The following is a 26,745-nucleotide window of genomic DNA, read 5'->3' on the forward strand; positions in this document are numbered from 1 at the left end:
CCACCATTCCTGCATGTCCTCGGAAGGAACACCCATGTCTTCGACCACGGCCCTGGAGGTGAACGAGCCCGCGGGCGAGTTCACCTCCCACGACACGCCGCCCAAGCGCCTCGGTCTGGCGCTCTTCGTCATCTGTGCCGCGCAGCTCATGATCGTGCTCGACGGCACCATCGTGAACATCGCGCTCCCCCACATCGAGAGCGACCTGGGCTTCAGCCAGGCCAACCTCCAGTGGGTCATCACCATCTACACACTGGCCTTCGGCGGCGTGCTCCTCCTCGGCGGCCGGCTCGGCGACCTCTACGGCCGGCGCCGCATGTTCGTGTGGGGCATCGTGCTCTTCACGATCGCCTCTCTCGTCGCCGGCGTCGCCCAGAACGAGACGATGATGCTCGCAGCGCGTGCCGTGCAGGGCCTCGGCGGCGCACTCGCCGCTCCCAACGCCCTCGCCCTGATCACGACGACCTTCCCGGCGGGCAAGGAGCGCAACCGCGCCATGGGCGTCTTCGCCGCCATGTCGGGCGCCGGCGCGGCCATCGGCCTCATCCTCGGCGGCGCGCTGACCGAGATCGACTGGCGCTGGAACTTCTTCATCAACCTGCCGATCGGCATCGTCGTCGCGTTCCTCGCGCAGCGCATCCTCACCGAGTCCGAGGACGGCCGCGGTTCGCTCGACATCCCGGGTGCGATCACCTCGATCGCCGGCCTGTCCTCGCTCGTCTACGGACTCACGCACGCCGCGAGCACCTCGTGGAGCGATGCCACGACGATCACCTACCTCGCTGTCGGCGTCGCGCTGCTCGTGGCCTTCGTTGTCATCGAGACCCGGGTCGCGCACCCGCTCCTGCCGATGCGCATCCCGGGCGACCGTACGCGTGGGACGTCCTACTTCGTCATGCTCATCGTCGGCGCCGGCATGTTCGCGATGTTCTACTTCCTCGGCATCTACATCCAGAGCATCCTCGGCTACTCCCCGCTCAAGACCGGCCTCGCGTTCCTGCCGTTCTCGGTCGGCATCGTCGTGGCCGCGCAGGTGGCGAGCTTCCTCATCGCCAAGGTCGACCCGCGCTGGATCTCCGGCGCCGGCGCCGGCTTCGCGACGCTCGGCATGTGGGGCTTCACCCACCTGACGCCGCAGAGCACGTATGCCTCGGGGCTGCTCCCGTGGATCGTCGTCCTCGCGTTCGGCCTGGGCCTGATCTTCGTGCCGCTCACGCTCACCGCGGTGCACGGCGTGGCGCACGAGGACTCGTCGGTCGCCTCGGCCGTGCTCAACACGATGCAGCAGGTCGGTGGCACGCTCGGCCTCGCGACGCTGAGCACGATCTTCGTCAACAACCTCAACGACAAGGTCGCCGAGCTGACGGCCAAGCTGCCCCAGGGCGGTCCGGCCCCGAGCAAGGAGCAGCTGGCGGCGGCGCAGAAGATGATCGCCGACGAGGCGTTCGCCTACGGCGCGAGCCGGGCCTACCTCGTCGCGGCCATCATGATCGCGGTCGGCGGCGTCGTGACCCTCGTCGCCCTGCACGTGCGGCACGAGGAGCTCGCGACCGATGGAGCCGCCCCGGCCCACATCGGCTGACATCCCGCAGCGCATCCGCCGAACTGCCACGCGTGGCCGGGTTGCACCGGTCGAGAGGCCACTGCTCGTCCAGAGCAATGGCCTTTCGGGCTCCCGGCCCGCGGTGACCTCTCGACGGGTCAGGGGTTCCCGGAGCAGCCCACACGGCCGCCCAGGGGACGTCCCAGCCGGCGATGGCGAGCCGGCGCTCGACGAACCGCTCTTGCGGCAGGTCCACGACGCGCCCGATGGACGGCTCGTAGACGTCGAGCTCCTGCTCCCCCGTCGGCGGCATGACGAGCACGACGTGCCGCGGCGACCACGCGTTCCCCACGTAGAGGAGCGCGGGACGACCGGGACGCACCCGGCGGCGCAGGTCGGCATACGTGCGCTCCAGGCCGACCCGGCCGCGATGGCGGAACCACGCCACCGCGTAGCCGGCGTCGGGCTCGGCGGCGCCCAGCTCCAGCTCGTGCAGGGCTCCCCAGGGCGGGGTGCCCAGCGCACGGGGCCACGGCAGCTGCAGTCGTCTGCCGGCCCCGACGACGGCGTTGGTCCGCGACGCGACGACCTGCTCGTACGCCGCGAACCGGTCCGCCTCGGTGCCGGCGTCGGGCACCTCGCCCTCCCGGGCGTCCTTGCGTATGCCGTCCCGGATCCACTGCGCGAAGGCAGGGTTGGCAAGCATGCGGGCCACCGTCAAGGCCGCCGAACCGCACGTGGTGCTCGTCTGCTGCACCGGCGCGACGTCGCCTGCGACGAGCCAGAAGGGGGCAACCACGGATCAGCCTCCGTTCACGCGGGAGTGCCGCGAGCCGCCGTCGAGGTCAGGCAGATTCCTTGCGCGGGCGCTTGGCCCGGGGCTCGGCCTCGCGGCGCACGATCGTCGGGTTGACGTTGTCGAGGACCACCTCACGGGTCACGACGACCCGGGCGATCTCGTCATCGCTGGGGACATCGAACATCACGGGGAGGAGGACCTCCTCCATGATGGCGCGCAGCCCGCGGGCTCCGGTGCCGCGCAGCAGCGCCTGGTCGGCGACCGAGGCGATGGCGTCCTCGGTGAACTCGAGGTCGACGCCGTCGATCTCGAACATCTTCTGGTACTGCTTCACCAGCGCGTTGCGGGGCACCGTGAGGATGTTGACGAGGGCCTGCTGGTCGAGCGGCGCGAGCGTCGTCAGCACGGGCAGGCGACCGATGAACTCGGGGATGAGACCGAACTTCAGCAGGTCCTCGGGCATGACGTCCTGGAAGCTGTCGCCGAGGTCCTTGGGGTTGTGCAGCGGCTGGCCGAAGCCGAGGCCCTTGCGGCCCGAGCGCGACTCGATGATCTTCTCGAGGCCGGCGAACGCGCCGCCGACGATGAAGAGCACGTTGGTCGTGTCGATCTGGATGAACTCCTGGTGCGGGTGCTTGCGCCCACCCTGCGGTGGCACCGAGGCGGTCGTGCCCTCGAGGATCTTGAGCAGGGCCTGCTGCACGCCCTCACCGGAGACGTCGCGGGTGATCGACGGGTTCTCGCTCTTGCGGGCGATCTTGTCGACCTCGTCGATGTAGATGATACCGGTCTCGGCCTTCTTGACGTCGTAGTCGGCGGCCTGGATGAGCTTGAGGAGGATGTTCTCGACGTCCTCGCCGACGTAGCCGGCCTCGGTCAGGGCCGTCGCGTCGGCGATGGCGAACGGCACGTTGAGCATCTTGGCGAGCGTCTGCGCGAGGTACGTCTTGCCCGATCCCGTGGGACCGATGAGCAGGATGTTGGACTTCGCGATGTCGATGTGGTCGTCGTCGCGCTTGACGCCCTCACCGGCCTGGATGCGCTTGTAGTGGTTGTAGACGGCGACGGCGAGCGACTTCTTGGCGACGTCCTGGCCGATGACGTAGTTCTCGAGGAAGTCGAAGATCTCGCGCGGCTTCGGCAGGTGGTCGAGGCCCAGCTCGCTGCTCTCGGCGAGCTCCTCCTCGATGATCTCGTTGCAGAGGTCGATGCACTCGTCGCAGATGTACACACCGGGCCCGGCGATGAGCTTCTTGACCTGCTTCTGGCTCTTTCCGCAGAAAGAGCACTTGAGGAGGTCTCCGCCTTCTCCGATGCGTGCCACGGATTTGCTCCTGGTTCGTCGGCGCCGAACGCTGGGGTGCACCCGGCCGACCCCAACCTAGGGGCCGACTCCTATTAGACGACGGAGGGGGCCGCCCCCGCTCGCGCAACGCCGTTTGTCCGCTGATGGCGGACAAACGACGGCGCTGTCACTTGAACGGCGTTCCAGTCGAATCGGGCCGTGTCCCAGGGTCGCTGCCGCCCGACCTGTTGCGCCGGCGTGCCGTGAGGAGCCCGAGCCCGATGGCCAGGGCAAGGCCGCCGAACGTCACGACGAGCAGCCCGACCAGCGCGATGACGAGCATCGTCGTGAGTGTCATCCCGCCCCCACCGACGTCGACGGCGCGAGACCCGGGCAGCGTCGTGCCGTCCGCCGCGGGCGCCCGGCCGGGTCCAGCGTGGTCGCCAGCCGGGACCTCGACGGCCGAGAGGCGTCCGGTGAGCACGACGTCGGAGTCCGCGACCACTTGGGCGGGCTCGCGGCCCGCGCACGACGCGAGCGCTGCCGTCGGCGCACCCACCGACGACCCAGCCAGCACGGCCAGCACAGCCAGCACAGCCAGCACGGCCAGCACGCGCACGGCATACGTTCTCATGCGCTGCAGCGTAGGCCCGCGGAACGCGACGACCCTCTGCCGGCCGGGTGCCGTGCGGACCTCAGGCCGGACCGCCGGGCGCTGGGTCAGTCGGCGGTGAGGTCGCGCACGATCGCGACGTACTGCTGCTCCGCGGCCTCGGGGGCCGTGCCCGAGAGCTTCGCCCAGGCGTCGTACTTGGCCCGCCCGACCGGGTTGGTGAAACCCGGCCGCGAGCCGGTCGCGTCGCCTGTCGTGGCCTGCTTGAACAGGCCGTAGAGCTTCAGCTTGACGTCGTTGCCGGGGTCTTTCGTCAGCCCCTTGACGGCCACGACCGCCTGCTCGAACTCCGCACTCGCCATGACAGGACCCTCCACGCTCGACGTCGGCTCGACCCCATCAAAGCAGGTATGCCGTCGGGCCCGGTCATGACCGGGCCCGACGGCACACGTGAACGAGCCGGAGGCTCAGACCTCGAGGGAGGCCTTGCGCGAGGCGAGCACCTCGTCGATGAGGCCGTAGGTCCTGGCGTCCTCGGACGAGAGGATCTTGTCGCGCTCGATGTCGCTGCGGACCTGCTCGGACGTGCGGCCCGTGTGGTGGGCGAGGGTGTCCTCGAGCCACGTGCGCATGCGCAGCACCTCGTTGGCCTGGATCTCGATGTCCGAAGCCTGGCCGTAGTCGCCGCCCGAGAGCGCCGGCTGGTGGATGAGGATGCGGGCGTTCGGCAGGGCGAAGCGCTTGCCCGGTGCACCGGCGCCGAGCAGCACCGCGGCGGCCGAGGCAGCCTGGCCGATGACGAACGTCTGGATGTCGGGCCGGACGAACTGCATCGTGTCGTAGATCGCCGTCATGGCGGTGAACGAGCCACCCGGGCTGTTGATGTACATGAGGATGTCGCGGTCGGGGTCGAGCGACTCCAGCACGAGCAGCTGGGCGATGATGTCGTCGGCCGACGCGTCGTCGACCTGCACGCCGAGGAAGATGATGCGGTCCTCGAAGAGCTTGTTGTAGGGGTCGGACCGCTTCATCCCGTAGGAGGTGCGCTCCTCGAACTGCGGCAGGATGTAGCGGCTCGAGGGAGCGGCGACCGCGAGGCGGTTGGTGGGTTCGATGTTCATGCGTGTCTCCAAGTCCTGTTCAGGCCCGCGGTCAGTTCTCGGCCTTGGCGTCGGCCTGGCCGACACCCTTGCCCTCGACCGCCTGGTCGGAGCGGCTGAACACGTGGTCGACGAAGCCGTACTCCTTGGCCTCCTCCGCGCTGAACCAGCGGTCGCGGTCGGAGTCCTTCTCGATCTGTTCGATCGTCTGGCCGGTGTGCTCGGCGATGAGCCGGGCCATCTGCTTCTTGACGTAGAGCATCTGCTCGGCCTGGATCTTGATGTCCGTCGCCGTGCCGCCGATGCCGCCGGAGGGCTGGTGCATCATCACGCGGGCGTGGGGCGTGGCGTAGCGCTTGCCCTTGGTGCCGGCCGACAGGAGGAACTGTCCCATCGAGGCGGCCATGCCCATCGCGACGGTGGCGACGTCGTTGGGGATCCAGTTCATCGTGTCGAAGATGGCCATGCCGGCAGAGATCGAACCGCCGGGGCTGTTGATGTAGAGCCAGATGTCCTTCTCGGGGTCCTCGGCCGACAGCAGCAGCAGCTGCGCCGCGATGGCGTTCGCGTTGTCGTCGCGGACGTCGGACCCGAGGAAGATGATCCGCTCCTTGAGCAGGCGGTTGTAGATGTGGTCGTCCAGACCACCCGGCATGCCGTTGCCGTTGGCGGAGGTCTCCGAAATCACCATGTCTCCATCGTCGAAGTGGTCCAGCCTCTCACCACGGGATGTGGCGCCGGCTGGCTCGTCACTGACCCTAACGCCCGACCCCTCGGGCAGATTTCCCGAACCGCACCGTGTTCGCCGTGAGCGCACAAACCTGAGCCGGGCGGACGCAACCACACGCACGGACCCCACCGGTCGTATGCCGTCCGGCGGGGTCCGTGACCGTGTGTGGTCAGCCGTTCAGGCCGTTGTCCTGCCCGGCGTCGGCTGCATCGGACTCGGCCCCGTTCGTCTGGTCCGAGACGTCGTCGAAGGAACCGTTGCCCCCGGCCTGGTCGAGGGACCGGTCGCGCGGCTCGGCGACGGCGTTGCTCCCGTCGAGGTTGCCGCGGTCCGCGTCGTCACCCGAGCCCTGCGCGGCTGCGCCGACGTCGCCGTCGCTGCCGGGGACGTTCGTGCCGTCGGTGTCGGTGCTGTTGATGTCGGTGTCCGCCATGCCGGCGCCCGACTCGTCGGTGTTGCTCATCTCTGGCTCCCTCGTCGAGGTGCGAGCCGCCGGACGGCGACCGATCGTCTCGTACCCGCGCCTCCCGACCGACAACCCCGACAGCTGGTCCGACGACCCGGCACCCCGTCCCGACTGCTCAGCCCGAGTGCCCGGCGCCCCGGCCCGGTACGGCGCAAGGCCGGCTCCCCCAGGGGAGCCGGCCTCACGGCATACGGAAGTTGTCGAGCGACGGTCAGGCGTCGGCCTTCTCGGCCTGGGTGTCGTCAGCGACCTCGTCAGCGGTCTCGTCGGCGGACTCGGCTTCGTCGCCCTCGGTGCCCGGGACGGCCTCGTTGAGGTCGATGACGTTGCCGGCGGTGTCCTTGACGGCGACCTTCTCGAGGACCGTCGCGAGCGCCTTGCGGCGGGCGACCTCGGCGACCATGGCGGGGATCTGACCCTCCTGGTCGAGCGACTGCGCGAACTGGTTGGGGTCCATGCCGTACTGCTGCGAGCTCATGACGAGGAACTCGATGAGCTCCTGCTGCTCGACCTTGACCTCTTCCTTCTCGGCGATCGCGTCGAGCACGAGCTGGGTCTTGAGGCCCTTGCGGGTGCTCTCGCCGACCTCGGCGCGGTGCTCGTCGTCCTCGAGACGACCCTCACCCTCGAGGTGGCTGTGCACCTCGGCCTCGACGATGCTCTCGGGGATCGGCACCTCGACCTTCTCGAGGATGGCCTCGAGCAGCTGGTCGCGGGCGGCGACGCCCTGGGCGAACTTGGCGTCGACCTCGGCCTTGGCGGTGAGGTCGGCCTTGAGCTCGTCGAGCGTGTCGAACTCGGAGGCCAGCTGGGCGAACTCGTCGTCGAGCTCGGGCAGCTCGCGCTCCTTGACCGCGGTGACGGTCACGGTGCAGTTGGCGTCCTGGCCCTCCTGGTCGCCGCCGGCGAGCGGGGCGGTGAACTGCTTCGTCTCATCGGCGGCCATGCCGATGAGCGCCTCGTCGAGGCCCTCGAGCATGTTCTTGCTGCCGACCTCGTAGGAGACGCCGGTGACCTCGTCGATCTGCTCGCCGTCGATCTCGGCGGACAGGTCGATGGAGACGAAGTCGCCGTCCTGGACGGCACGGTCGACGCCCTTGAGGGTGCCGAAGCGGGCGCGCAGGTCCGTGAGGCGCTGCTCGACGGCCTCGTCCTCGACCTTGACCTCGTCGACGGTCAGCTCGATGTCGCTGAAGTCGGGGAGGGTGATCTCGGGGCGCTTGTCGACCTCGGCGGTGAAGACGAAGTCCTCGCCGTCGGTCGCGGGCACCTGCAGGTCGGTGATCTCGGGCTGGCCGAGCGGACGGACCTCGTTCTCCTCGAGGGCCTGGCCGTAGAACGTGGGGAGGGCGTTGTTGACGGCCTCCTCGAGGACGGCGGCGCGGCCGACGCGCTGCTCGATGATGCGGGCCGGCACCTTGCCCTTGCGGAAGCCGGGCACCTGGATGTGCTCACCGATGTGCTTGATGGCCGCATCGAGGCTCGGCTTGAGCTCCTCGAACGGGACCTCGACGGTCATCTTGACCCGGGTCGGGCTGAGGGTCTCGAGCGCACTCTTCACTGCGGGTTACTCCATCGGGGTGGTGCCGACGCTGTCGTCGACGGTGAATGGACGGGCCAGCGCACCATGCTATCGGCCACGCGGCAGATGGCTAAATGCACGGATCGTCCCCGGGTCCCCGGCGCCTATGCTCGGGCTCCATGAGCACTCCTCCCGGACCGTTCGCCTCCCCCGAGAGCGCAGCGCTGCGACCGATCCAGATGGTGTCGATCGCGGTCGGCATGGGCGCTCTGATGCTGAGCGCGGTGCGCATCGTCGTCGACCCGTCCGCTCCGATGCCGTCGCCGTGGGCGGTCGCCATCGTGCTCGCCACGCTCGTCGCGTCGGCCACGCTCATCCGCTACGTCGGGTATGCCGTGCCGGCCCTTCCGCACGGACTCCCCCGCGAGAACGCGGAGGCCACGAGCCTGCGCTACTTCACGTCGACGACGACCCTGCGCACGGCCCTCGCCGAGGCTCCGGTGCTCGTGGCCTTCGCGTGCTCGTTCGTGTTCATGCCGCACTCGTGGCTGCCGCTGCTGATCGCCCTGCCGGGCGGCCTGGCGCTGTTCTGGATCCACGGCTGGCCCTCGGCCCGCACCGCAGCGGCCGTCGAGGCCGGTCTCGAGGCCGACGGCGCCGAGAGCTGGCTCAGCGAGACCCTGGGCTTCCGCTGACGCCTCCCTCTTGGCGTATGCCGTGTGGTGCGGCCGGCCCGTCAGGAGACGGTGCCGCCGCTGCGCCAGTAGCTGCCGTCGGCTCGCTCGAGAAAGCCCTCCTCGACGAGGTAGCGGCGCAACGCCGCGACGTCGGGGTGGAAGGCACGCAGGCGGTTGTTGACCTGGGACTCGTCGTACTTCTGCCCAGGCTCGAACTCCTGCGCGAGCAGGTCGAGCACGACGAGACGCTTGCGGATCCTGGTCGGGATGCTCGTCAGCGTGCCATCGGGCGCGAGGAACGATCGGAGCACGGCGTCGCGGTCACGCAGGGCGTCCTGCAGGTCGGGGCGGAACATGCAGCCCACGCTAGGAAGGGCCGCGGCCCCGTGCCAAGGGGGTTTCTGGAGCGGGCGACGAGAATCGAACTCGCGTGATCAGTTTGGAAGACTGAGGCTCTACCATTGAGCTACGCCCGCACGGCGCCGGTCGGGCCGGCGATCCGAGGTGCCAGCGTACTGGGTCGTGGACGTTGCACAGAAATCGGGCCGCCCTGACGGGCGAGGACGTCGGTGGGTCGGCGTGGACGAGGCCGCTGGTGGCTCTTCCGCTACGATTCCGACGCCACGGGGTGTGGCGCAGCTTGGTAGCGCATTGCGTTTGGGACGCAAGGGCCGCAGGTTCAAATCCTGTCACCCCGACTTCACGAAAGGGGACGAGGACGCGACGAAGTCGCCGTCCTCGTCCCCTTTCGCTGCGTGGGGGACACAGGATGCCGGGAGCCGGAGCGCACTGACCGCGAGGAACGAGCGGCGGGACGCGACGGCGGCGCCTGTCACCCCGACTCTGCGAAGCGGACCCCCTGGCCAGACCTAGGGCAACAGATCGAGGCGCAGCTCGTTGATCGTGCGCCCGACGGCAATTCCCTTGGCCTCGAAGCCATCTCGCGGGCGCCACTGCGGTCGCTCGACGCGATGCGCCTCGAAGCGTGGGTGCGCCGCGACCTCGGCCAGCGCGTGCTCGGCGTAGAAGTCCTGGTCCGTGGCGATGAGCACGTGCCCACCGGGCGTCAGCACCCGTGCGAGCAGGTCGAGGTTGGCGGGACTGACGAACCGGCGCTTGGTGTGCTTCTGCTTGCGCCACGGGTCGGGGAAGAACAGGTGGACGGCGTCGAACGTCGCGTCGGGGACCCGTTCCTCGAGGAAGAGCACGGCGTCGCCGATCTCGACCTTGAGGTTCGGCACACCAGCCGCGTCCGCGTCGGCGAGCATCCGGGCGAGTCCGGGGGTGTGGACGTCCATGGCGACGATGTCGTGCTCGGGGAACGCCGCGGCATACGCGATCGCGGCATGGCCGTGCCCGCAGCCGATCTCGAGGACGACGGGGGCGCTGCGCCCGAACGCCGCGGCGGCGATGAACGTGCCCTCGGGCAGGGACCGGGCGGGAGCGAGGCGCTCGACACGGTCCTTGGTCAGCGAGGACAGCCGGCCGCGGCGGACGAAGGTGCGCACGCGCGCGGGCGTGACCCCTGGCGGCAGGTCAGGCACGACGTGCTCCTTGCGGCGGTCGGGGCCGGCGTCGCGGGTCGTGGGTTCGGTGGGGTGCTCGGTCACGCAGGCATCGTAGTGAGCCAGCCGTCCCAGGCCGTCAGGAGCGCCAGATGGTCACGACGGCGCGGTCGTCACCGAGCCCAGCCGCGGCCTGGTCGCAGAGTCGCTGCGCGAGCCCCTCGAAGCCGGTCCGGATGAACGACTCCGCCCGGCCGAGCATGCGGTCGATGCCGTCGACGAGGGCCTTGTCGCGGGCCTCGATGACACCGTCGCTGTAGAGCACGAGCGCGTCGCCGCGACGGATCGTGCCGGTCTCACGGGGGTACTCGGCCTGCTCGATGACGCCGAGCAGGGGGCCGCGACCGCCCGACAGCATCCGCCACCGCCCCGAACCCGCCGCGAACTGCGCGGCAGCCGGGTGCCCGGCATACCCGATGGTGAAGTTGCCGGTCTCGAGGTTGACGGCGACGTGCACGGCCGTGGCGAAGCCCTCGTTCCAGCGCAGCCGCAGGAGGTGGTTGTTGGCGGACTGCAGGAAGCCACCCTCGCTCATCTCGCCGAGCAGACCACCGAGCGCACCCGAGAGCAGGAGCGATCGCGCCCCGGCCTCGCGCCCCTTGCCGGAGACGTCGACGAGGGCGACCTCGAGGGTGCAGCCGTCGGTCGACCTGCTCGCGACGACGAAGTCGCCGGCGAAGCTGTCGCCGTAGGCCGACTCGAGCGCGACCTCGGCGCCCCACGACGGGGGCAAGGGCGGGAGCTCGCCCTGGACCCGGAGGCGGTCGCGCATGTCGACGAGCATCGACTCCCCCGTGACGCCGCTGACGCCCACCTGCGCGCGAGCGTGCGACAGCCAGATCATGAGCAGCATCGTGGCCACCGTGACGATCTGGGCGCCCGTGGTCGTGGACTTCACCTGGCCGAGGTAGGCGCCGAGGATCGCCATGGCGAGGAAGAGCCCGATGTAGACGACGAGAAGCAGCCGTGGCTCGAGGAAGAGGCCCGCGAGCACGACGATGAAGCCGTAGACGCCCCACGGCACCCGGGTCGGCCAGATGACGATCGCCACCGTGGCCACGATGCTCAGGGCCAGGAACGCGCCGACGAGGACCCAGGGTGCACGGCTCAGCCACGGGCCCAGCAGTCGGAGGCGTCGGACCGGGCCGGCAGGGTAGCGGGAGCGTCGAGAGACGACGCTCTCGTTGTGGGCCACGTGCCTCCCTATCGGCGATGAAGGCGGACGGTGGACGTCATGCGGTCAGCGCGCGCCCAACTCCGGCAAAGCCGGCAAGTCCCCCGTGTTCTCGTACGCGGAAACCATACCCAGACGACGGCTGTGGCGCGCCTCATCGCTGAACTTCGTCGCGACGAAGGTGTCGACGATCTGCTTGGCCTCGTCCTCCGCGGTGAACCGCGCTCCGATCGAGACGACCTGCGCGTCGTTGTGCTCGCGCGCCAGGCTCGCGAGCTCGGTGCTGTAGGCGAGCGCCGCCCGGATCCCCGAGACCTTGTTGGCGGCGATCTGCTCACCGTTGCCCGAGCCGCCGAGCACGACTCCGAGGGAGCCCGGGTCGGCCGCGACGGCCTCAGCGGCGCGCAGCACGAAGACCGGGTAGTCGTCCTGGGCGTCGTAGTCGAAGGGGCCGTGGTCGATCACCTCGTGGCCTCCGTCCCGCAGGTGCGCGACGAGGGACTGGTGGAGCTCGTATGCCGCGTGGTCGCCGCCGATGTGGATGCGCATGTCCGTCCTTGGGTGCGTCGGAGGATGGGTCTGGGAGGGGTGTCGGTGAAGGGTCTCGCGAGGTCGAGCGCTCAGGTGAGGATGGGGCCCTCGGTGCGGCTGCGTTTCAGCTCGTAGAAGCCCGGCGTGCCGGCGACGAGGACGCAGCCGTCCCACAGTCGCGCGGCGTCCTCGCCCTTGGGTGACGGCGTCACCACCGGGCCGAAGAAGGCGACACCGGCGACGGAGATGATCGGTGTCCCGACGTCGGTGCCGACCAGGCTGATGCCGCGCTTGTGGCTGCGGTGCAGCGCCGCGTCGTACTTCTTGTGGTGGGCGTCCTTGGCGAGCGCCGCCGGGAGGCCGACCTCCTCGAGCGACTCACGGATGACCTGGTCGAAGTCGTTCATCCTCCGCAGGTGGATGCGGGTGCCCATGGCGTCATAGAGCGGCTTGATGACGGAGTCGCTGTGCGCCTCGGCGGCGGCGATGATGACACGCACGGGACCCCACGCCTCGTCCATGCGCGCCCGGTAGGCGGCGTCGAGGTCGTGGCGGTGCTCGTTGAGCACGGCGAGGCTCATGACCGACCACGTCACGTCGATCTCGCGCAGGGTCTCGACCTCCATGAGCCAGCGCGACGTCATCCACGCCCACGGACAGATCGGGTCGAACCACATCTCGACGGCGTCGCGGCTCGTCTGCGGGCTGTCGTTCTCATCGGCCATGCGGCCCATCATGGCACTGCCCCCCGACCGCCGATTGCGGTGGTGGACCGGTCGGGGTTCCGTGCGAGGATGGCCCGCGACGACGCCGTCCGACCGACGCTCCGTCGTGCCCACAGCACCCTTCCCAGGAGGTCCCTACGTGCCCGGCAAGAACCTGACCCGCGACGAGGCGGCGAGCCGCGCCAGCATCCTGCGCGTCGACTCCTACGACGTCCGTCTCGACCTGACGACGGGTCCGGAGAACTTCCACACCGTCACCACGGTCACGTTCTCCTGCTCCGAGGCCGGCGCCGACTCCTTCATCGACCTCATCGCCGACTCGGTGGAGAAGGTGACGCTCAACGGCGTCGACCTCGACCCGGCCGAGGTCTTCGCGGACTCGCGGATCGCACTGTCCGGCCTGGCCGCCGAGAACGAGCTGACCGTCGACGCGACGGGCCGCTACACCAACACCGGCGAGGGCCTGCACCGCTTCGTGGACCCGGTCGACAACGAGGTCTACCTCTACACGCAGTTCGAGGTCCCGGACTCCCGGCGCATGTATGCCGTGTTCGAGCAGCCGGACCTCAAGGCGTCCTTCCGCTTCACGGTGACCGCACCCGCACACTGGAAGGTCATCAGCAACTCCCCCACACCCGCGCCGCAGGCTGCCGGCGTGGCGGACGGTGTCGAGCGCGCGACGTGGTCGTTCGAGCCGACGAAGCGCATCTCCTCCTACATCACGGCGCTCATCGCCGGCCCCTACGACGAGGTCCGCGACGAGGTGCAGACCCGCAAGGGAGTCGTGCCGCTCGGTGTCTTCTGCCGCAGGTCGCTGACCCAGTACCTCGACGCCGACAACATCTTCGACTGCACCAAGAAGGGCTTCGCGTTCTTCGAGGAGGAGTTCGACCAGCCGTACCCGTTCGAGAAGTACGACCAGATCTTCACGCCCGAGTACAACATGGGTGCGATGGAGAACGCCGGCGCCGTGACGTTCGTCGAGGTCTACGTCTTCCGGTCCAAGGTGTCCGAGGCGAAGATCGAGCGCCGGGCGCTGACGATCCTGCACGAGCTGGCCCACATGTGGTTCGGCAACCTCGTGACGATGAAGTGGTGGGACGACCTCTGGCTCAACGAGTCGTTCGCCGAGTGGGCGTCGACGACGTGCCAGGCCGAGGCCACCGAGTGGACCAGTGCGTGGACGACCTTCGGCACCTCGGAGAAGGCCTGGGCCTACACCCAGGACCAGCTCTCCTCGACGCACCCGATCGCCGCCGACATGCGCCACCTCGAGGACGTCGAGGTCAACTTCGACGGCATCACGTACGCCAAGGGCGCCTCGGTGCTCAAGCAGCTCGTCGCCTACGTCGGCCGCGAGCCGTTCGTCGCGGCGCTGCGGGAGTACTTCCGCAAGCACGCGTGGGGCAACACGACCCTCGCCGACCTGCTCGGCGAGCTCGAGAAGGCCTCCGGCCGCGAGCTGACCGAGTGGAGCAAGCTGTGGCTCGAGACGGCCGGCGTCAACACGCTGCGCCCGGTCTTCGAGGTCGACGCGGACGGCCGCTACAGCTCCTTCGCGATCACCCAGACCGCCACCGAGGAGTACCCGACGCTCCGCCCCCACCGGATCGGCGTCGGGCGCTACGCCGTGCGCCGCTCCGGGTCGGGTGACGCGAGCGACGTGCTCGAGCGCATCGGCTACGACGAGGTCGACATCTCGGGCGAGCGCACCGACCTCACCGAGCTCGTCGGCCAGGAGCAGCCGGACCTGCTGCTCCTCAACGACGACGACCTCGCCTACGGCAAGATCCGCCTCGACGAGCGCTCGCTCGCCACCGCCCTGTCGCTCCCCCGCGGCTTCGCGGACTCGCTGCCCCGCTCGCTCGTGCTCGGCGCCACGTGGGACATGACCCGCGACGGCGAGATGCCGGCCCGGGACTTCGTGCGCTTCGTCCTCGAGTCGCTGCCCGGCGAGACCGACTCGACGCTGCTGCGCGTGCTGATCGGCCAGGTGTCGACGGCAGCGCGTCTCTACACGGCGCCGGAGCACCGCGCCGAGGTGTCGGCGCTCCTGTCGTCGTCGCTGCGCTCGCTCGCCGAGAGCGCCGAGTCCGGCAGCGACGCCCAGTTCCAGCTCGTCGAGGCGTGGGCCGCGTCGACGTCCGACCCTGCGGACGAGCCACGCCTGCGCGCCCTGCTGACCGGCGCCGAGTCGCTGCCGGAGCTGACCGTCGACACGGAGCTGCGCTGGACCTTCATCAAGGCACTGGCCGCCCTCGGCGCGGCCGACGAGGTCGAGATCGCGACCGAGCTCGACCGCGACCCCACCGCCACGGGCAAGGAGCGGGCCGCCGAGGCCCTCGCCGCGCGCCCCACCGCCGAGGCCAAGGCCGACGCCTGGGCCAAGGCGGTCGAGCGCAACGACCTGTCGAACCAGATGGTGGAGGCCGTCAGCGCCGGCTTCCGTCGCAGCGCGGACCTCTCGCTGCTCGAGCCCTACGTCGAGAAGTACCACGCGATGCTCGTCGACGCGTGGGCCCAGCGCAGCGTCGCCATCGGCGAGCGCGTCGTCGGCGGCTTCTACCCCTTCTCGCTGGCCAGCGCGCAGCTCAAGGACGCCTCGGACGCGTGGCTCGCGGCCAACACCGACGCGGCGCCCGGCCTCGTGCGCACCGTCGCCGAGAACCGCGACACGATCGCCCGCGCGCTCGTCGCGCAGGAGCGCGACCGCCGCGGCTGAACCACGAGTGCGGGACCGTCCCGGTGGGCGGTCCCGCACCGCGGGTTCCCCCGGGACCCCGCGCCGAGGACCGGCCGGATGACCCGAACCTCACCGACACGCCTGACCGACACCCCGACTGAGACCCCTGACTGAGACCCACTGTGATCGACGCCTTCACGAACCTGACCTCCGTCCTCCACCAGAGCTCCACACCGGCCCCGACCCCCGCCCCGAGTCCGTCTCCCTCGCAGGAGCTGCCCGTGAACCTCTCCATGCCCGACCTCTCCGACCTGACCTGGGCCGGCGTCGGCGACTGGCTCGTGGGCACGCCGCTGCTCATCATCACGGTGGTGCTCGTCGGCATCGTCGCCCGGTTCCTGCTGCACCGGCTCATCAACCGGGTCGTCACGACAGCCACCTCGAAGCGGGCCGAGCGGCTCGCGAGCATCCCCGGCGCGGGTCGCGCGCTGCAGGCGGTCGGGGTCGCCAACGTGCGGCACGTCCAGCGCACGCAGACCATGGGCGCGCTGCTCAAGAGCATCACGACGTTCGTCGTGCTCGGCATCACCGCCCTGACCGTCCTGTCGCTCGTCGGCATCCCGCTCGGTCCGATGCTGGCCTCCGCCAGCGTCGGCGGTGTGGCCCTGGCCTTCGGCGCCCAGAGTCTCGTCAAGGACTTCCTGTCGGGCGTCTTCATGATCGTCGAGGACCAGTACGGCGTCGGCGACGTCATCGACACGGGGGAGGTCGTCGGGACGGTCGAGAACGTGTCGCTCCGCGTCACCCAGCTGCGTGATGCCGGCGGGATGACGTGGTACGTCCGCAACGGCGAGATCGTCCGCATCGGCAACAAGACGCAGGGCTGGTCGACCGCCATCGTCGACCTCCCCGTCGCCTACGACCAGGACGTCGAGAAGGCGATCCGCGTCATCCGTGAAGTCGTCAGCGTCATGGATGATGACGACGCCTTCAAGGACATCCTGCTCGAGGAGCCCAACGTCGTCGGCGTCGAGTCGATCGCCAACGGCGCCATCACCATCCGCGTCATCGCCAAGACGATCGCCAACGAGCAGTTCGGGATCCAGCGCGAGATCCGTGAGCGCGTCAAGTCGGCTTTCGACCGCGAGGGTGTGCGCAGCCCCCTGCCGGTCCTGCCGCCGTACGGCGGGGCTGCCCCCAAGTGAGGCGCCACGGCGGCCCGACGCCGGGCGGCGGCCCGGCTCTGGGAGACTGGCCGACGTGACCTACTACGACGACTTCGGCGGCCACGAGACCTTCGCCAAGCTCGTGCGCGAGTTCTACCGGGGCGTCGCCGAGGACGAGCCGCTGCGCGCCCTCTACCCGGAGCAGGACCTCGAGCCGGCCCAGGATCGCCTGCGGATGTTCTTCGAGCAGTACTGGGGTGGTCCGACCACCTACTCCGAGCAGCGGGGGCACCCGCGGCTGCGAATGCGCCACATGCCCTTCCAGGTGACGCCCGACATGCGCGACCGCTGGCTGCTGCACATGATGAAGGCCGTCGACACGCTGGAGCTCTCCCCCGAGAACGACGACCGGTTGCGCGACTACCTCACGCGGGCGGCATACTCCCTCGTCAACGCTCCCGGTCCCGACGGGACCTTCTGAGACCGCGCCCGGCGGGGACTCACAGCAACTCACAGCCCGTTCACGGGTGACGGACCCGGCCCAGGGTGTTCTCTGGACCCAGGTGAACTCACGGTCGGGCCCGGGCCCGGCAACCACGACGGAGGGACGCTCATGGTGTCGATCAACGGGAAGCCGCTGAACCGGAAGACGGCGGGCGTCGCAGCCGTCGCAGCTGCTGCCGCCGTCATAGGACTCGGCGTCACGCAGGTGGCGCGAGCCGACGACGCGAGCACGACGACGCCCACCCCGACCGCGACCTCCACGCAGGGCGACCCGAACCGTGGCACGACCGACTCCGGCAACGGCGGCAAGGGCTGGGGCCCCGGCGGTCGCCATGGCGGCGGCATGGGAATGGGCATGGGCCGCGGCGCCGACCTGTCGGCGCTCGCCACCAAGCTCGGCGTCGACCAGACCAAGCTCCAGGACGCGCTCAAGGCCGTGCGCGACGAGCTCAAGGCCAGCCGGAAGGCCGGTCAGGGCACGGCCACGAAGCCCGACCCGACGACGATGCAGGACGAGCTGGCCACGAAGCTCGCGAGCAAGCTCGGGATCGACGCGGCCAAGGTGAAGGCGGCCTTCGCCGACCTCCGGGCCGCCCACGACGCCGACGAGCAGAAGTCGTTCGACGACCGGCTCGCCCAGGCCGTCAAGGACGGCAAGCTCACCCAGTCCGAGGCCGATGCCGTGAAGAAGGCAGCCCAGGCGGGTGTCATCGACATGCACGACGGTCCTCGCTGACCGAGAGCGCCCCCGGAGGGCGTCCCCACCTCGCGGGGGACGCCCTTCAGCGTGTGGCGAGGTGCGCGCGCAGCGAGGGCACGACGTGGTTGCGCAGCAGCGGTGCCAGGTCGGCGGGCAGCTCCTCGTCCAGGCCGAGCCAACGCTGCTCGGCGATCTCGGCGAGCGGTGCCGGCGCGTCGCCGGGATCCAGGTGCGTCACGAAGACGGTCGCGTCGACCCACGCGTCCGGCTCGTTGGCCGCCACGTCGTGGAAGCGGCCCAGGGGCTCCCCCACTCCCGAGACGTCGAGACCGACCTCCTCCATGACCTCACGCACCGCGGCCTCCCGGGCACTCTCCCCGGGGTCGATCTTGCCGCCGGGCAGCATGAAGCGGACGGACCCGGCCTTGCGGACGGTGAGCAGCCTTCCGTCCCGGACGAGGCAGAAGGCAGCCGTGACAAAGGTCGTCATGCACCTGACGGTAGTGCCGGGCCGGGATCTGGCTCCCAGCGGACCCGGTGACCGGTGACCCAGGCGCTCGACCGGTCGGTGACGACGAAGCGGAAGACGAGCATCATCATCGCGTCGCGGACGGTCCGTCCGACGCGGCCCGGGATCTTCGAGCTGCTGCTGCGTGCGCCTGCCGCGACGATGCGTTCGACGCGGCCACGCCGCCTGCTCTCGTATGCCGTCAGGGCCTCCTCCACCGAACCCGCATCACGCAGGCACGTGGCGAGGACCACGGCGTCCTCGAGCGCCAGCGAGGCCCCCTGGCCGGAGCTCGGGGAGGGAGCGTGCGCTGCGTCGCCGACGATGACCATGCGCTCCCGGTGCCAGCGGGCGACGCGCGGCAGGTCGTGGGTGTTGTCGGCCCAGAGCTCCAGACGTCCGGTGCGGACGAGGTCAGCCGCCGGGCCTGCGTCCGTGGCGAGCAGATCGACGAGGTGGTCGCGCCACTGCTCAGACGTGCGCGCTGCGCGCTCGACGGGCGTGATCACCGGACCGGGCACGTTGACGAACCACACGACGTCGCCCTCGGGTGTCGGGTGAGCCCCGAAGAAGGCCCTCGACCCGAAGACGAAGTGCCACTGGCGCGCGGGGAGGCTCGCGGCGAGGGGCGTCCGCTCGGTGATCCCACCGAAGTTCGTCAGCCCGACGTAGCGGGCCGGTGCGGCCGCCGGGTCGATGACGCCCCGGACCAGGGACCGGACGCCGTCCGCGCCGACGAGGAGGTCGGCGTCCAGCGTCGAGCCGTCCTCGAGGGCGACGGTCGCGCTGTCGGGACGGCTCATGACGTGGGCGACCCGGCTCGCGTGGCGCACGTCCGCGCCGCGCCGCTCGACCTCGCCGACGAGCGCTGCGGCGAGACGGGACCGCTTCGTCGTGACAGCCACAGTGCCGTCGTCGAGCGGGACCCCGAGGCTCATCGAGCCGAGCACGCGGCCGGTGGCACCGACCATGACGTTGCGCTCGCTCGGGAACCCGATCTGCGTCGCGAGGCTGCGCGCGCCGAGGAGGTCGAGGGCGTGCAGGCCGTTGGGGGCGAGGGTGAACCAGGAGCCGGCCTCACCGTCCGAACGGGGCCACGCCTCGAGCAGGACCGTCTCGATGCCGACCTGCTGGAGGGCAAGCGCAGCAGCCGGACCGGCGATGCCGCCTCCCACGACGAGAGCCTTCATCTTGGTACCCTTCCTTACGAGATTCGAATGTTTCGAGATTCGAAAGGTATGCTCATGTCCGCCGCCCGTCAACCCTCCCGTCCGACCGACCGGGAGCAGCTGACCGAGGCGCTCGGACACGCGATGCAGCAGTACCAGCGCTCCGTCCAGGCCTTCGACGACACCGTCGGCCGCCGCCTCGGACTCGGCCCCACCGACCTGCGCTGCCTCGACTGGCTCGTCGACGGACCGAAGTCTGCAGGCCAGCTGAGCACCGCCACCGGTCTGCGCCCGGCCGCCACGACAGCCCTCATCGACCGGCTCGTCAAGCGCGGCCTCGTGCGCCGGACCAGGTCCGACCGCGACCGGCGCACCGTGCTCGTCGAGATAACCGAGCTGGGGCAGGCGCAGACCTGGGAGGCCTACGGACCCCTCGTCCGTGCCGGCCAGCCGATGCTCGACGAGCTGAGCACCGAGCAGCTCGCGTTCATGGCCGACTACCTGCGGCGCATCACGACGCTGACCGACGAGCACCGGACGCTGCTCGCCCGGCAGGCACCCGACCGGCCCTGACACCGGGCCGGGCCACCCGGCATACGTCCTCGAGATCAGCCTCGACCCAACGGTCAGCGGTCGGTGGGCGGGCCCGCCTCGACGCGCCGGCGCACCTCGGCCAGGCCGGCGGGACCCTGCGGCACGTCCCACCAGCTCTCGACCCACCAGGTCGCCCCGGCGTGCTCCCATGCCGCAGGCTCGGCCGGCTCGAGAGAGGTGAACGAACCCCACGAGTCGGCCTCGATGACGACGTCGTAGCCCTCCCACGGCAGGCCGGCCTCCTCACGGAGACGGCGCACCGGCTCGACGACACCGGCAAACGCCTCGAGCGTCTTGGGCTGACCGTCGGGCGGGTGGATGGCGGGGATGAGTCCCTGCCAGCGGGCCGCGCGCTCGAGCGAGCGCTGGCGACCCCCGCCCGGGGTCGGGGCCCCGACGACCCAGACCGGCGGGTGGGGGCGCTGCGGGGTCGGCGGAGGCAGCATGAAGTCGTTGGGCCCGGCACTGTAGTGCTCTCCGGCATAGGTGAAGGTCGCGGGATCGTCGAGGAGCCCGGCGTAGACGGCCAGGCACTCGTCGAGCTTGCGCGCCCGCTCGGCGCGACCCTCGTCGGCCTCGAAGGCGGTCCAGCCGGGGTGCAGCGCGCCCAGTCCGACCGACATGAACGCCCGGCCACCGCTCAGGCGGTCGACGGAGCCGACCCTGGACGCGAGGTCCCAGGGGCGGTGCCGGGAGGCTGGAGTGAGCAGCGTGCCGAGACGGATGCGCTCGGTGACCATGGCCGCGGCGCCGAGCTGGACCCACGCCTCGACGCCGTAGAGCGCCTCCCAGCCGAGCACGGCGTCCCAGCCCCGGTCCTCGCCCAGACGCGCGAGGTCGGCGAACTCACGCTCGGTGGCATAGGGGACGACGAAGCCGGTCTTCATCACCCGTTCCTACCAAGAGGCGCGGACAGCCAAGGCGCAGAGCGACGCGTTGCAAGAAGTTGCAGAACTTTCTTTGAGTTTTCGGTCCGATGAGGAACGATGGTGGCTCGTGACGCCATCAGCAACCCAGACCCTGAACCACCCCGAGCTCGACGCCCGGCACGACGTGGAAGTCCGCGAGGACGCGACCCCCGTGCACGCCGCAGACCGCCCGGATGCCGCCTGGTGGCGGCAGGCCGTGATCTACCAGATCTACCCGCGCTCGTGGGCCGACCACGACGGCGACGGCATCGGCGACCTCCCCGGCATCACCTCGCGCCTGCCGCACCTGCGCGCCCTCGGGGTCGACGCCATCTGGCTCTCGCCGTTCTACACCTCACCGCAGGCGGACGCCGGCTACGACGTCGCGGACTACCGCGACATCGACACCATCTTCGGCTCGCTCGCCGACGCCGACGCCATGATCGCCCGGGCGCACGAGCTCGGCCTCAAGGTCATCGTCGACATGGTGCCCAACCACTCCTCCGACGAGCACGAGTGGTTCAAGGCTGCTCTCGCCGCTGGTCCCGGCTCGGCCGAGCGCGAGCGCTACATGTTCCGCGAGGGCCGCGGCGAGCACGGCGAGCTGCCCCCGAACAACTGGGAGTCCGTCTTCGGCGGCGCCGCGTGGACGCGGGTCACCGAGGCCGATGGCAAGCCCGGCCAGTGGTACCTGCACATCTTCGACACCAAGCAGCCGGACTTCAACTGGGAGCACCCCGAGGTGCGCGCCGAGTTCGAGTCGATCCTGCGTTTCTGGCTGGACCGGGGCGTCGACGGCTTCCGCGTCGACGTGGCGCACGGTCTCATCAAGGAGCAGGGCCTGCCCGACACCGAGGAGGAGCGCACCACGATGCTCGGTCACTCCGAGCACGAGCACGGTGTCGAGCACGGTGTCGAGCACGGGCACGCACCCGCCGAAGAGGCCCCCCGCATCGACCACACGAAGCGCAGCCCGATGTGGGACCAGGACGGCGTCCACGAGATCTACCGCGCCTGGCGCCAGATCCTCGAGTCCTACGGCACGCCCGACCGCATCCTGTGCGCCGAGGCCTGGGTCGAGCCGCAGGAGCGCGCTGTCGCCTACGTCCGCCCGGACGAGATGCACCAGGCGTTCAACTTCGACTTCCTCACGGCGTCGTGGATCGCTGACGACCTGCGCACCGTCATCACCTCCTCGCTGCACGCCGCCGACTCGGTGGGCGCCCCGTCGACGTGGGTGCTGTCCAACCACGACGTCGTGCGTCACGCGTCCCGCCTCGGCTACGCGCCGGGCACGCCGCGGATGAACGGCATCTCGGCCACCGACCCGCAGCCCGACCGCGCCCTCGGCCTGCGCCGGGCCCGCGCCGCGACCGCGCTCATGCTCGCGCTGCCCGGCGGCGCCTACATCTACCAGGGCGAGGAGCTCGGCCTGCCGGACTCGACCGACATGCCGGCCGAGTACCGCCAGGACCCGACGTTCGCGCGCACCGACGGCGCAGAGACCGGCCGCGACGGCTGCCGCGTCCCGATCCCGTGGTCGGCCGACGGCCCGTCGCTCGGATTCGGCCCGAGCGCCAGCACGTGGCTCCCCCAGCCCAGCGCCTACGCGGAGTACGCCGTGGACCGCCAGGAAGGTGTCGAAGGGTCGACGCTCGAGCTGTACCGCTCGCTCCTCGCGTCGCGTCGCGAGCTGTCGCTCGGTACCGGCTCGCTCACGTGGGTCACGGGGTACGGCGACGACGTCGTCGCGCTGACCAACGGCGCGTCCGGGCGCGACCGGGTGCTCGTCGTGGCCAACCTCGGCGCCGAGGCGGTCGCCCTGCCCGAGGGCGCGGAGCTCATCGTGGCCTCCGGACCGCTCGAGAACGGGCTCGTCCCGACCGACACCACGGTCTGGGCCCGCTGGTCCTGACCTGATGACGGGGGCGCATCCGGCCCCTCGCACGTGAGGCCCCCGTCCCCTTGGGACGGGGGCCTCACGGCATACCAGGTCCTGTGGATGACGGCCGAGACGGAGCGTCCCGCTCTCCTACGGTCGTGGCATGACGCGCTACTCCATCGACACCCACGGGGTGTCCTGCGAGCGGCTCGCCCTGTCCAACGATCCGAGCGAGCTGAGCGCCTGCGCGTCGGCCGTGGCCTCAGCCGGGGCCTTCGCCTCGGCAGCCGTCAGAGGCGAGGGTGATGGTCTCGGCATCGCCCTCGAGCGATTCCGCAGCGTGCACGTCCATGCCCTCGACGCGCTCGCTGACGCGGCGAGCGCCTTGGGCGACCGCCTGGACCGGTCGACGCTGGAGGCTCGTTCGGTCGAGCTCTTCGTCACCTCCGGTCTCGCCGCCATCGCTGCGAGTGGCCAGGCAGCACCGGGTGATCCGTCCGGCCCCGGTCCGCGATGAGCCGAGCGCACGAGGCCGGGCACTCGGCGGTGACCGTCCCGGGTGATGTCGCACTCCCCCTGCCCTCCGGAGACGTCGCCGGCCTGCGCTCCGCAGCACGGTCCCTCGACCGGGCCGCATCGCGCGCCCGCGCCAGCACCACGGTCAGCGGCACGCTCGGACGTCGGCTGGGAGCCGTCTGGTCCGGTGAGGCCGCTTCCGTGGCCCGTGCTGAGGCGGACGAGCTCGGGTGCCGGGCGCGTCGGGTCGTCGACGCCCTCCCTCAGGCATCCCGGTCGCTGATGACGTATGCCGCGGCTCTGGAGCACGCGATCGCCCGGGTGCGCTCGCTGCAGCGGCAGTGGGACGCGCTCGACGATGAACACCTGCTCGCCGTCCTCCGCGTCGCCGGGATCCCCGACCCGACGGGTGCCATGGGCACGCTGGGTGTCGAGCGAGCTCGCTCCGAGCAGCGTGCCGGGCGCGCTCGGCTCAGCCGCTCCTACGCCGTCGTCATGGACGAGCTGCGAGCCACGGCGCGCCGGTGCTCGGGGCTCGTGGCCGCCGTGACCGACACGACCGTTCCGGCGGACACCCTGACCAGCGCAGCGGCCGTCCGGGAGGTGGTGACCGGCGGCCTCTGGTTCGCCGACGGTGCGGTCGCCGCGCGGGCCTCACGTGAGGCGGCGGTGGCCGACGGCGTGCTCGCTCGTCGGCTCCTGGCCGGCGTCGACCCGGTCGACGGCGCTGTCGGCGGTCCTGGCGCAGCGGGGGCGGGTGAGACGGTGCAGCTGACGAACCGGGTCATGGCTCGAGTGGACGATCCTGTCTACGCGCAAGCGCTGCTGTCCGAGCTCGGCGCAGGCGGCCTCTCCGAGCTTCTGGTGGCCGCAGGCGTCACGCGTTCCGTCTCGGGTGCACCTGTCGACGGGGTGCGCGGCCTGCTCGGGGCCCTGGGCTCGCTCCTCGTCACCGCGACGAGCCACTCGGCGCCAGCCGGGACCGACCCGCGGACCCGCGCCCAGCTGGCTTCGGGCGCAGCGCTTCTCGCCGATGAGCTCGTCGCTGGTGTCGACACGGTGCACGTCGACCCGCGCGGCGGTGGACGCGCCTCCGGCGCCTGGCTGCTCGGCCAGCTGCTCGCCGGTGCCCGCGCCGCAGGGGACGACCGGTCCCTCCCGGCCCGCCTCGCTCGCCGAGCAGCAGCGGCGGCCGCGACCTCGGAGATCGCTGAGACCCGCGACGCCGACGCCAGGCTCGAACACGGCAGCACCTTGCTGCCCGACGGCGTCTCGAGCTTCACGTCGTGGTTCGATGACGCCGCCGAGACGGGAGATGCGCTGCACGTCCTGCTCGGGCACGTCGGTGACGACCCTGCTGACGCCGCTGCGCTGCTCGCCGAACCGCTGCCGCTGCCGCTGTCGTCCGCCGGCGGCGATGCGCTGCTCAACTCACGTGGCGACAGACTCACCCTCGGTGAGCACCTGGTGCGTCGCTGGATCACCCACGAGGCCAGTGGAACCGAGAGCCACTCGGATCTGTGCCTGCGCACCGACGCCGACCTGAGGCGACTGGCCGACGTCGCCGCGTCGAGCAGGGGCGACGGTGCGGCACAGACCCGGGCACGGCTGATGCTCGAGGTGTCGCGGACGAGTGACTTCGCCATGTCGGAGGCGTCGACGACCCGCATCTACACCGGGACGACGGCCCCGCTGGAAGACCTCGTCGTCGGCTGGATGGCCGCCATGCGCAACAACATCGATCTCGCCCTCGTCACCCCTGCGCTCCTCGCCGGTCCGGGCACCCCTTACGCCGCGCCCACCTCCGACGGACCCCAGCCGTGGCTCACGCCTCGGGAGCTGTCGGGAGTCGTGGCCGCCCTCGCGGTCGACACCGGGATGGGGCTCGACGGCAAGGACACCGGGCCGGCATACGACCGGCTGGTCGACAGCGAGCTCGACGCCGCCCGCCAGACCGTGGCAAGCGGTGGCGACGTGCGACACGACGTGACTCGGCTGGGGTTCTTCGACCAATCGGCTTCGGCGACACTAGTCGCCCTGGCCCGACGGCAGGACGAGCTCAACCGCTCGGCCTTGAACGGCGTGGCCGAGGCCGCGCACGTGCTCCTCGAGATCCGCCGCGGCAACGTGACGGCCCTCTTGACGGCGGCGCACTCGTATCGGGACGGAGGCACCCAGCGAACTCCGCACGACGAGCTCGTGATCTCGCTGGTCCGCTCCAACGTGGAGCTCGACCAGACCGAGGTCGACGACGCCAGGCGTGCCGACCTGGTCACCCGGATCGAGGCGATCACCGGTAGCCGCAACGACGTGCTGCCGGCGATGTCCGTCGGCGCCAGGCGCGCACCGGCCCTGCCCACCGCTGAGGCCCTGCGCGCTGCCCGCTCCGCCGAGATCCGGGCTGCCGCCAACGCCGCCGTCAAGGACGGTGCGGCCGGGATCGGCTCGTCGGTCGACGAACGGCTGAGGAACCACACCGGCCCCATAGATCGAGTGCACGTCACACCGTCCGACAGACCAGCTCGCTTGCCCCGGACGCCATCCGAGGCGGAGAAGCAGGTAGTCGAGGCCAAGCTGACGGGGTCGGCCCAGAAGACTGACCCTTGGCACCGCTCGGGCTCGTGGGTGGTCGATGACATCGCCGAGCAGGCCAGCGTCTTCACCTTGGTTGGCGGCGACGGAAAGCAAAGGGCGCTCATCCAGATGCCGGGTAGCGTGAACGGCGTCTCAGGACGGTTCGAGTGGATTCTCGACGGAGACCGCGTCACTCATCAACTGTTTGTCCGTAACGGGAAGATCAACGGGGTGCCCATCAAGCCATGACAACAGACCCGTCAAGACAACGAATCGCTGTTGATTTCATCACCCGACATGTCGACCTGCTCCCGGCTGAGCTGGCTAGGGGCTACCACCTGGGCTACATCAACGAGCAGGACGTGGTACTCCTCGCCGAGACCGCAGTAGGACGCGGGCACTCCAACCCGTCGCCGGTGGAGGAGCTCAGCTGCTTGCTCAGGGACGAAATCGACCGCGTCCCCGACTTGATCGACCAGCTCGACCACGACGGTCCAGCAGATGATCTGGATCCGTCGAGGGTCTGGCTCTTCCTCGTGCTCTTGCTCGCTTGGGAGCGGAGAGGAGTCTCACCAGATGCCTTGGACAGGATCGATGAGATCTACGCCGACTTCGACTATCCCGAGGAGATCGAGGGATTCGTCCCGTTCCTTCCGGCTCCTGAGGGGGATCGCCCGGGCAAGGTTGCGCTTGAACGCCGTTGGCGCTCATATCTGGAGGATCGCGAACGCGAGTTCTCGCTTCGCCAGAGACCGGGCGACTCATGACACTTGGGACATCACCATCCACCGTCCGACGTCGTCGAAGTCCT

General features: G+C 70.4%; 27 protein-coding genes and 2 tRNA genes. 12 read left to right on the forward strand and 17 right to left on the reverse strand.

Annotation, left to right across the window (positions count from 1 at the left end; genetic code table 11):
* The first annotated feature begins 34 nt into the window (after positions 1–34).
* Positions 35–1,582: an MFS transporter gene (locus tag ABD831_RS18290; protein ID WP_344950029.1), complete on the forward strand. Its 1,548-nt coding sequence runs from the start codon at positions 35–37 to the stop codon at positions 1,580–1,582.
* Here the strand turns inward: ABD831_RS18290 and ABD831_RS18295 are convergent.
* The 8 genes from ABD831_RS18295 to tig form a co-directional block, all read right to left on the reverse strand.
* Positions 1,485–2,342 (reverse strand): hypothetical protein, encoded by an 858-nt coding sequence (locus tag ABD831_RS18295; protein WP_344950032.1) that lies wholly within the window; start codon positions 2,340–2,342, stop codon positions 1,485–1,487. The genes ABD831_RS18290 and ABD831_RS18295 overlap by 98 nt on opposite strands.
* 46 nt (positions 2,343–2,388) lie before the next feature.
* Positions 2,389–3,666: an ATP-dependent Clp protease ATP-binding subunit ClpX gene (gene clpX / locus ABD831_RS18300; protein ID WP_142180030.1), complete on the reverse strand. Its 1,278-nt coding sequence runs from the start codon at positions 3,664–3,666 to the stop codon at positions 2,389–2,391.
* Positions 3,667–3,814: 148 nt separating this feature from the next.
* On the reverse strand, positions 3,815–4,261 hold the full coding sequence (locus tag ABD831_RS18305; protein WP_344950035.1) for a hypothetical protein: 447 nt from the start codon (positions 4,259–4,261) through the stop codon (positions 3,815–3,817).
* 86 nt (positions 4,262–4,347) lie between these two features.
* Positions 4,348–4,602, reverse strand: coding sequence for an acyl-CoA-binding protein (locus ABD831_RS18310; protein ID WP_344950038.1), 255 nt, complete (start codon positions 4,600–4,602; stop codon positions 4,348–4,350).
* Positions 4,603–4,707: 105 nt separating this feature from the next.
* Positions 4,708–5,361, reverse strand: a complete 654-nt coding sequence (locus ABD831_RS18315; protein ID WP_142180025.1) for an ATP-dependent Clp protease proteolytic subunit — start codon at positions 5,359–5,361, stop codon at positions 4,708–4,710.
* Positions 5,362–5,392: 31 nt separating this feature from the next.
* A complete protein-coding gene (locus ABD831_RS18320; RefSeq protein WP_142180023.1) occupies positions 5,393–6,031 on the reverse strand; it encodes an ATP-dependent Clp protease proteolytic subunit in 639 nt (212 codons plus the stop codon).
* A 208-nt stretch (positions 6,032–6,239) separates the two neighbouring features.
* Positions 6,240–6,533 (reverse strand): hypothetical protein, encoded by a 294-nt coding sequence (locus ABD831_RS18325; RefSeq protein ID WP_344950041.1) that lies wholly within the window; start codon positions 6,531–6,533, stop codon positions 6,240–6,242.
* 214 nt (positions 6,534–6,747) lie between these two features.
* On the reverse strand, positions 6,748–8,097 hold the full coding sequence (tig, locus tag ABD831_RS18330; RefSeq protein WP_344950044.1) for a trigger factor: 1,350 nt from the start codon (positions 8,095–8,097) through the stop codon (positions 6,748–6,750).
* Between the two features lie 140 nt (positions 8,098–8,237).
* Here tig and ABD831_RS18335 point away from each other — a divergent pair, with 140 nt between their 5' ends.
* A complete protein-coding gene (locus ABD831_RS18335) occupies positions 8,238–8,753 on the forward strand; it encodes a hypothetical protein (protein WP_344950047.1) in 516 nt (171 codons plus the stop codon).
* A 41-nt stretch (positions 8,754–8,794) separates the two neighbouring features.
* Here the strand turns inward: ABD831_RS18335 and ABD831_RS18340 are convergent, their stop codons facing one another.
* Both ABD831_RS18340 and ABD831_RS18345 read right to left on the reverse strand, forming a co-directional pair.
* The gene (locus tag ABD831_RS18340) at positions 8,795–9,091 is read right to left on the reverse strand and encodes a DUF2087 domain-containing protein (RefSeq protein WP_344950050.1); all 297 of its coding nucleotides are present in this window, start codon (positions 9,089–9,091) and stop codon (positions 8,795–8,797) included.
* A 46-nt stretch (positions 9,092–9,137) separates the two neighbouring features.
* Positions 9,138–9,211: transfer RNA gene (locus ABD831_RS18345), tRNA-Gly, on the reverse strand.
* 148 nt (positions 9,212–9,359) lie between these two features.
* Between ABD831_RS18345 and ABD831_RS18350 the strand changes: the two genes are divergently transcribed.
* Positions 9,360–9,433 (forward strand) — tRNA-Pro (locus tag ABD831_RS18350).
* 171 nt (positions 9,434–9,604) lie between these two features.
* Here the strand turns inward: ABD831_RS18350 and trmB are convergent.
* The 4 genes from trmB to ABD831_RS18370 form a co-directional block, all read right to left on the reverse strand.
* Positions 9,605–10,345 (reverse strand): tRNA (guanosine(46)-N7)-methyltransferase TrmB, encoded by a 741-nt coding sequence (gene trmB, locus ABD831_RS18355; RefSeq protein WP_344950053.1) that lies wholly within the window; start codon positions 10,343–10,345, stop codon positions 9,605–9,607.
* A gap of 34 nt (positions 10,346–10,379) precedes the next feature.
* Entirely contained in the window at positions 10,380–11,495 is a 1,116-nt protein-coding gene (locus ABD831_RS18360) for a PP2C family protein-serine/threonine phosphatase (RefSeq protein WP_344950056.1), read from the reverse strand.
* A gap of 45 nt (positions 11,496–11,540) precedes the next feature.
* Entirely contained in the window at positions 11,541–12,023 is a 483-nt protein-coding gene (locus tag ABD831_RS18365) for a ribose-5-phosphate isomerase (RefSeq protein ID WP_142180014.1), read from the reverse strand.
* A 71-nt stretch (positions 12,024–12,094) separates the two neighbouring features.
* On the reverse strand, positions 12,095–12,730 hold the full coding sequence (locus ABD831_RS18370) for a mycothiol-dependent nitroreductase Rv2466c family protein (RefSeq protein ID WP_344950062.1): 636 nt from the start codon (positions 12,728–12,730) through the stop codon (positions 12,095–12,097).
* Positions 12,731–12,869: 139 nt separating this feature from the next.
* Here ABD831_RS18370 and pepN point away from each other — a divergent pair, with 139 nt between their 5' ends.
* From pepN to ABD831_RS18390, 4 genes are all read left to right on the forward strand, one after another.
* On the forward strand, positions 12,870–15,452 hold the full coding sequence (gene pepN, locus ABD831_RS18375) for an aminopeptidase N (protein WP_344950065.1): 2,583 nt from the start codon (positions 12,870–12,872) through the stop codon (positions 15,450–15,452).
* 242 nt (positions 15,453–15,694) lie between these two features.
* On the forward strand, positions 15,695–16,618 hold the full coding sequence (locus tag ABD831_RS18380; RefSeq protein ID WP_344950068.1) for a mechanosensitive ion channel family protein: 924 nt from the start codon (positions 15,695–15,697) through the stop codon (positions 16,616–16,618).
* A gap of 55 nt (positions 16,619–16,673) precedes the next feature.
* Entirely contained in the window at positions 16,674–17,060 is a 387-nt protein-coding gene (locus tag ABD831_RS18385) for a globin (protein ID WP_425582852.1), read from the forward strand.
* 132 nt (positions 17,061–17,192) lie between these two features.
* Complete coding sequence (locus ABD831_RS18390) at positions 17,193–17,819, forward strand: hypothetical protein (RefSeq protein ID WP_344950071.1); 627 nt, start codon at positions 17,193–17,195, stop codon at positions 17,817–17,819.
* Positions 17,820–17,865: 46 nt separating this feature from the next.
* On the opposite strand, the gene ABD831_RS18395 is transcribed toward ABD831_RS18390, so the two are convergent.
* Positions 17,866–18,273: an NUDIX hydrolase gene (locus ABD831_RS18395; RefSeq protein ID WP_344950074.1), complete on the reverse strand. Its 408-nt coding sequence runs from the start codon at positions 18,271–18,273 to the stop codon at positions 17,866–17,868.
* Entirely contained in the window at positions 18,270–19,481 is a 1,212-nt protein-coding gene (locus ABD831_RS18400; RefSeq protein ID WP_344950078.1) for an FAD-dependent oxidoreductase, read from the reverse strand. The genes ABD831_RS18395 and ABD831_RS18400 overlap by 4 nt, the downstream gene beginning before the upstream one ends.
* Before the next feature lie 54 nt (positions 19,482–19,535).
* Between ABD831_RS18400 and ABD831_RS18405 the strand changes: the two genes are divergently transcribed.
* The gene (locus ABD831_RS18405; protein ID WP_344950081.1) at positions 19,536–20,033 is read left to right on the forward strand and encodes a MarR family winged helix-turn-helix transcriptional regulator; all 498 of its coding nucleotides are present in this window, start codon (positions 19,536–19,538) and stop codon (positions 20,031–20,033) included.
* A gap of 53 nt (positions 20,034–20,086) precedes the next feature.
* Here ABD831_RS18405 and ABD831_RS18410 read toward each other — a convergent pair whose 3' ends face one another.
* A complete protein-coding gene (locus ABD831_RS18410) occupies positions 20,087–20,941 on the reverse strand; it encodes an LLM class flavin-dependent oxidoreductase (RefSeq protein WP_344950084.1) in 855 nt (284 codons plus the stop codon).
* Between the two features lie 166 nt (positions 20,942–21,107).
* Between ABD831_RS18410 and ABD831_RS18415 the strand changes: the two genes are divergently transcribed.
* From ABD831_RS18415 to ABD831_RS18430, 4 genes are all read left to right on the forward strand, one after another.
* On the forward strand, positions 21,108–22,877 hold the full coding sequence (locus tag ABD831_RS18415; RefSeq protein WP_344950222.1) for a glycoside hydrolase family 13 protein: 1,770 nt from the start codon (positions 21,108–21,110) through the stop codon (positions 22,875–22,877).
* A gap of 130 nt (positions 22,878–23,007) precedes the next feature.
* Positions 23,008–23,361, forward strand: coding sequence for a hypothetical protein (locus tag ABD831_RS18420; RefSeq protein WP_344950087.1), 354 nt, complete (start codon positions 23,008–23,010; stop codon positions 23,359–23,361).
* The gene (locus ABD831_RS18425) at positions 23,358–26,183 is read left to right on the forward strand and encodes a hypothetical protein (protein WP_344950090.1); all 2,826 of its coding nucleotides are present in this window, start codon (positions 23,358–23,360) and stop codon (positions 26,181–26,183) included. The genes ABD831_RS18420 and ABD831_RS18425 overlap by 4 nt, the downstream gene beginning before the upstream one ends.
* Positions 26,180–26,701, forward strand: coding sequence for a DUF2247 family protein (locus tag ABD831_RS18430; protein WP_344950092.1), 522 nt, complete (start codon positions 26,180–26,182; stop codon positions 26,699–26,701). Before ABD831_RS18425 ends, ABD831_RS18430 begins: the two co-directional genes overlap by 4 nt.
* The last annotated feature ends 44 nt before the right edge of the window (positions 26,702–26,745 follow it).

This window comes from Terrabacter ginsenosidimutans (assembly GCF_039539425.1).
GTDB lineage: Bacteria > Actinomycetota > Actinomycetes > Actinomycetales > Dermatophilaceae > Terrabacter > Terrabacter ginsenosidimutans.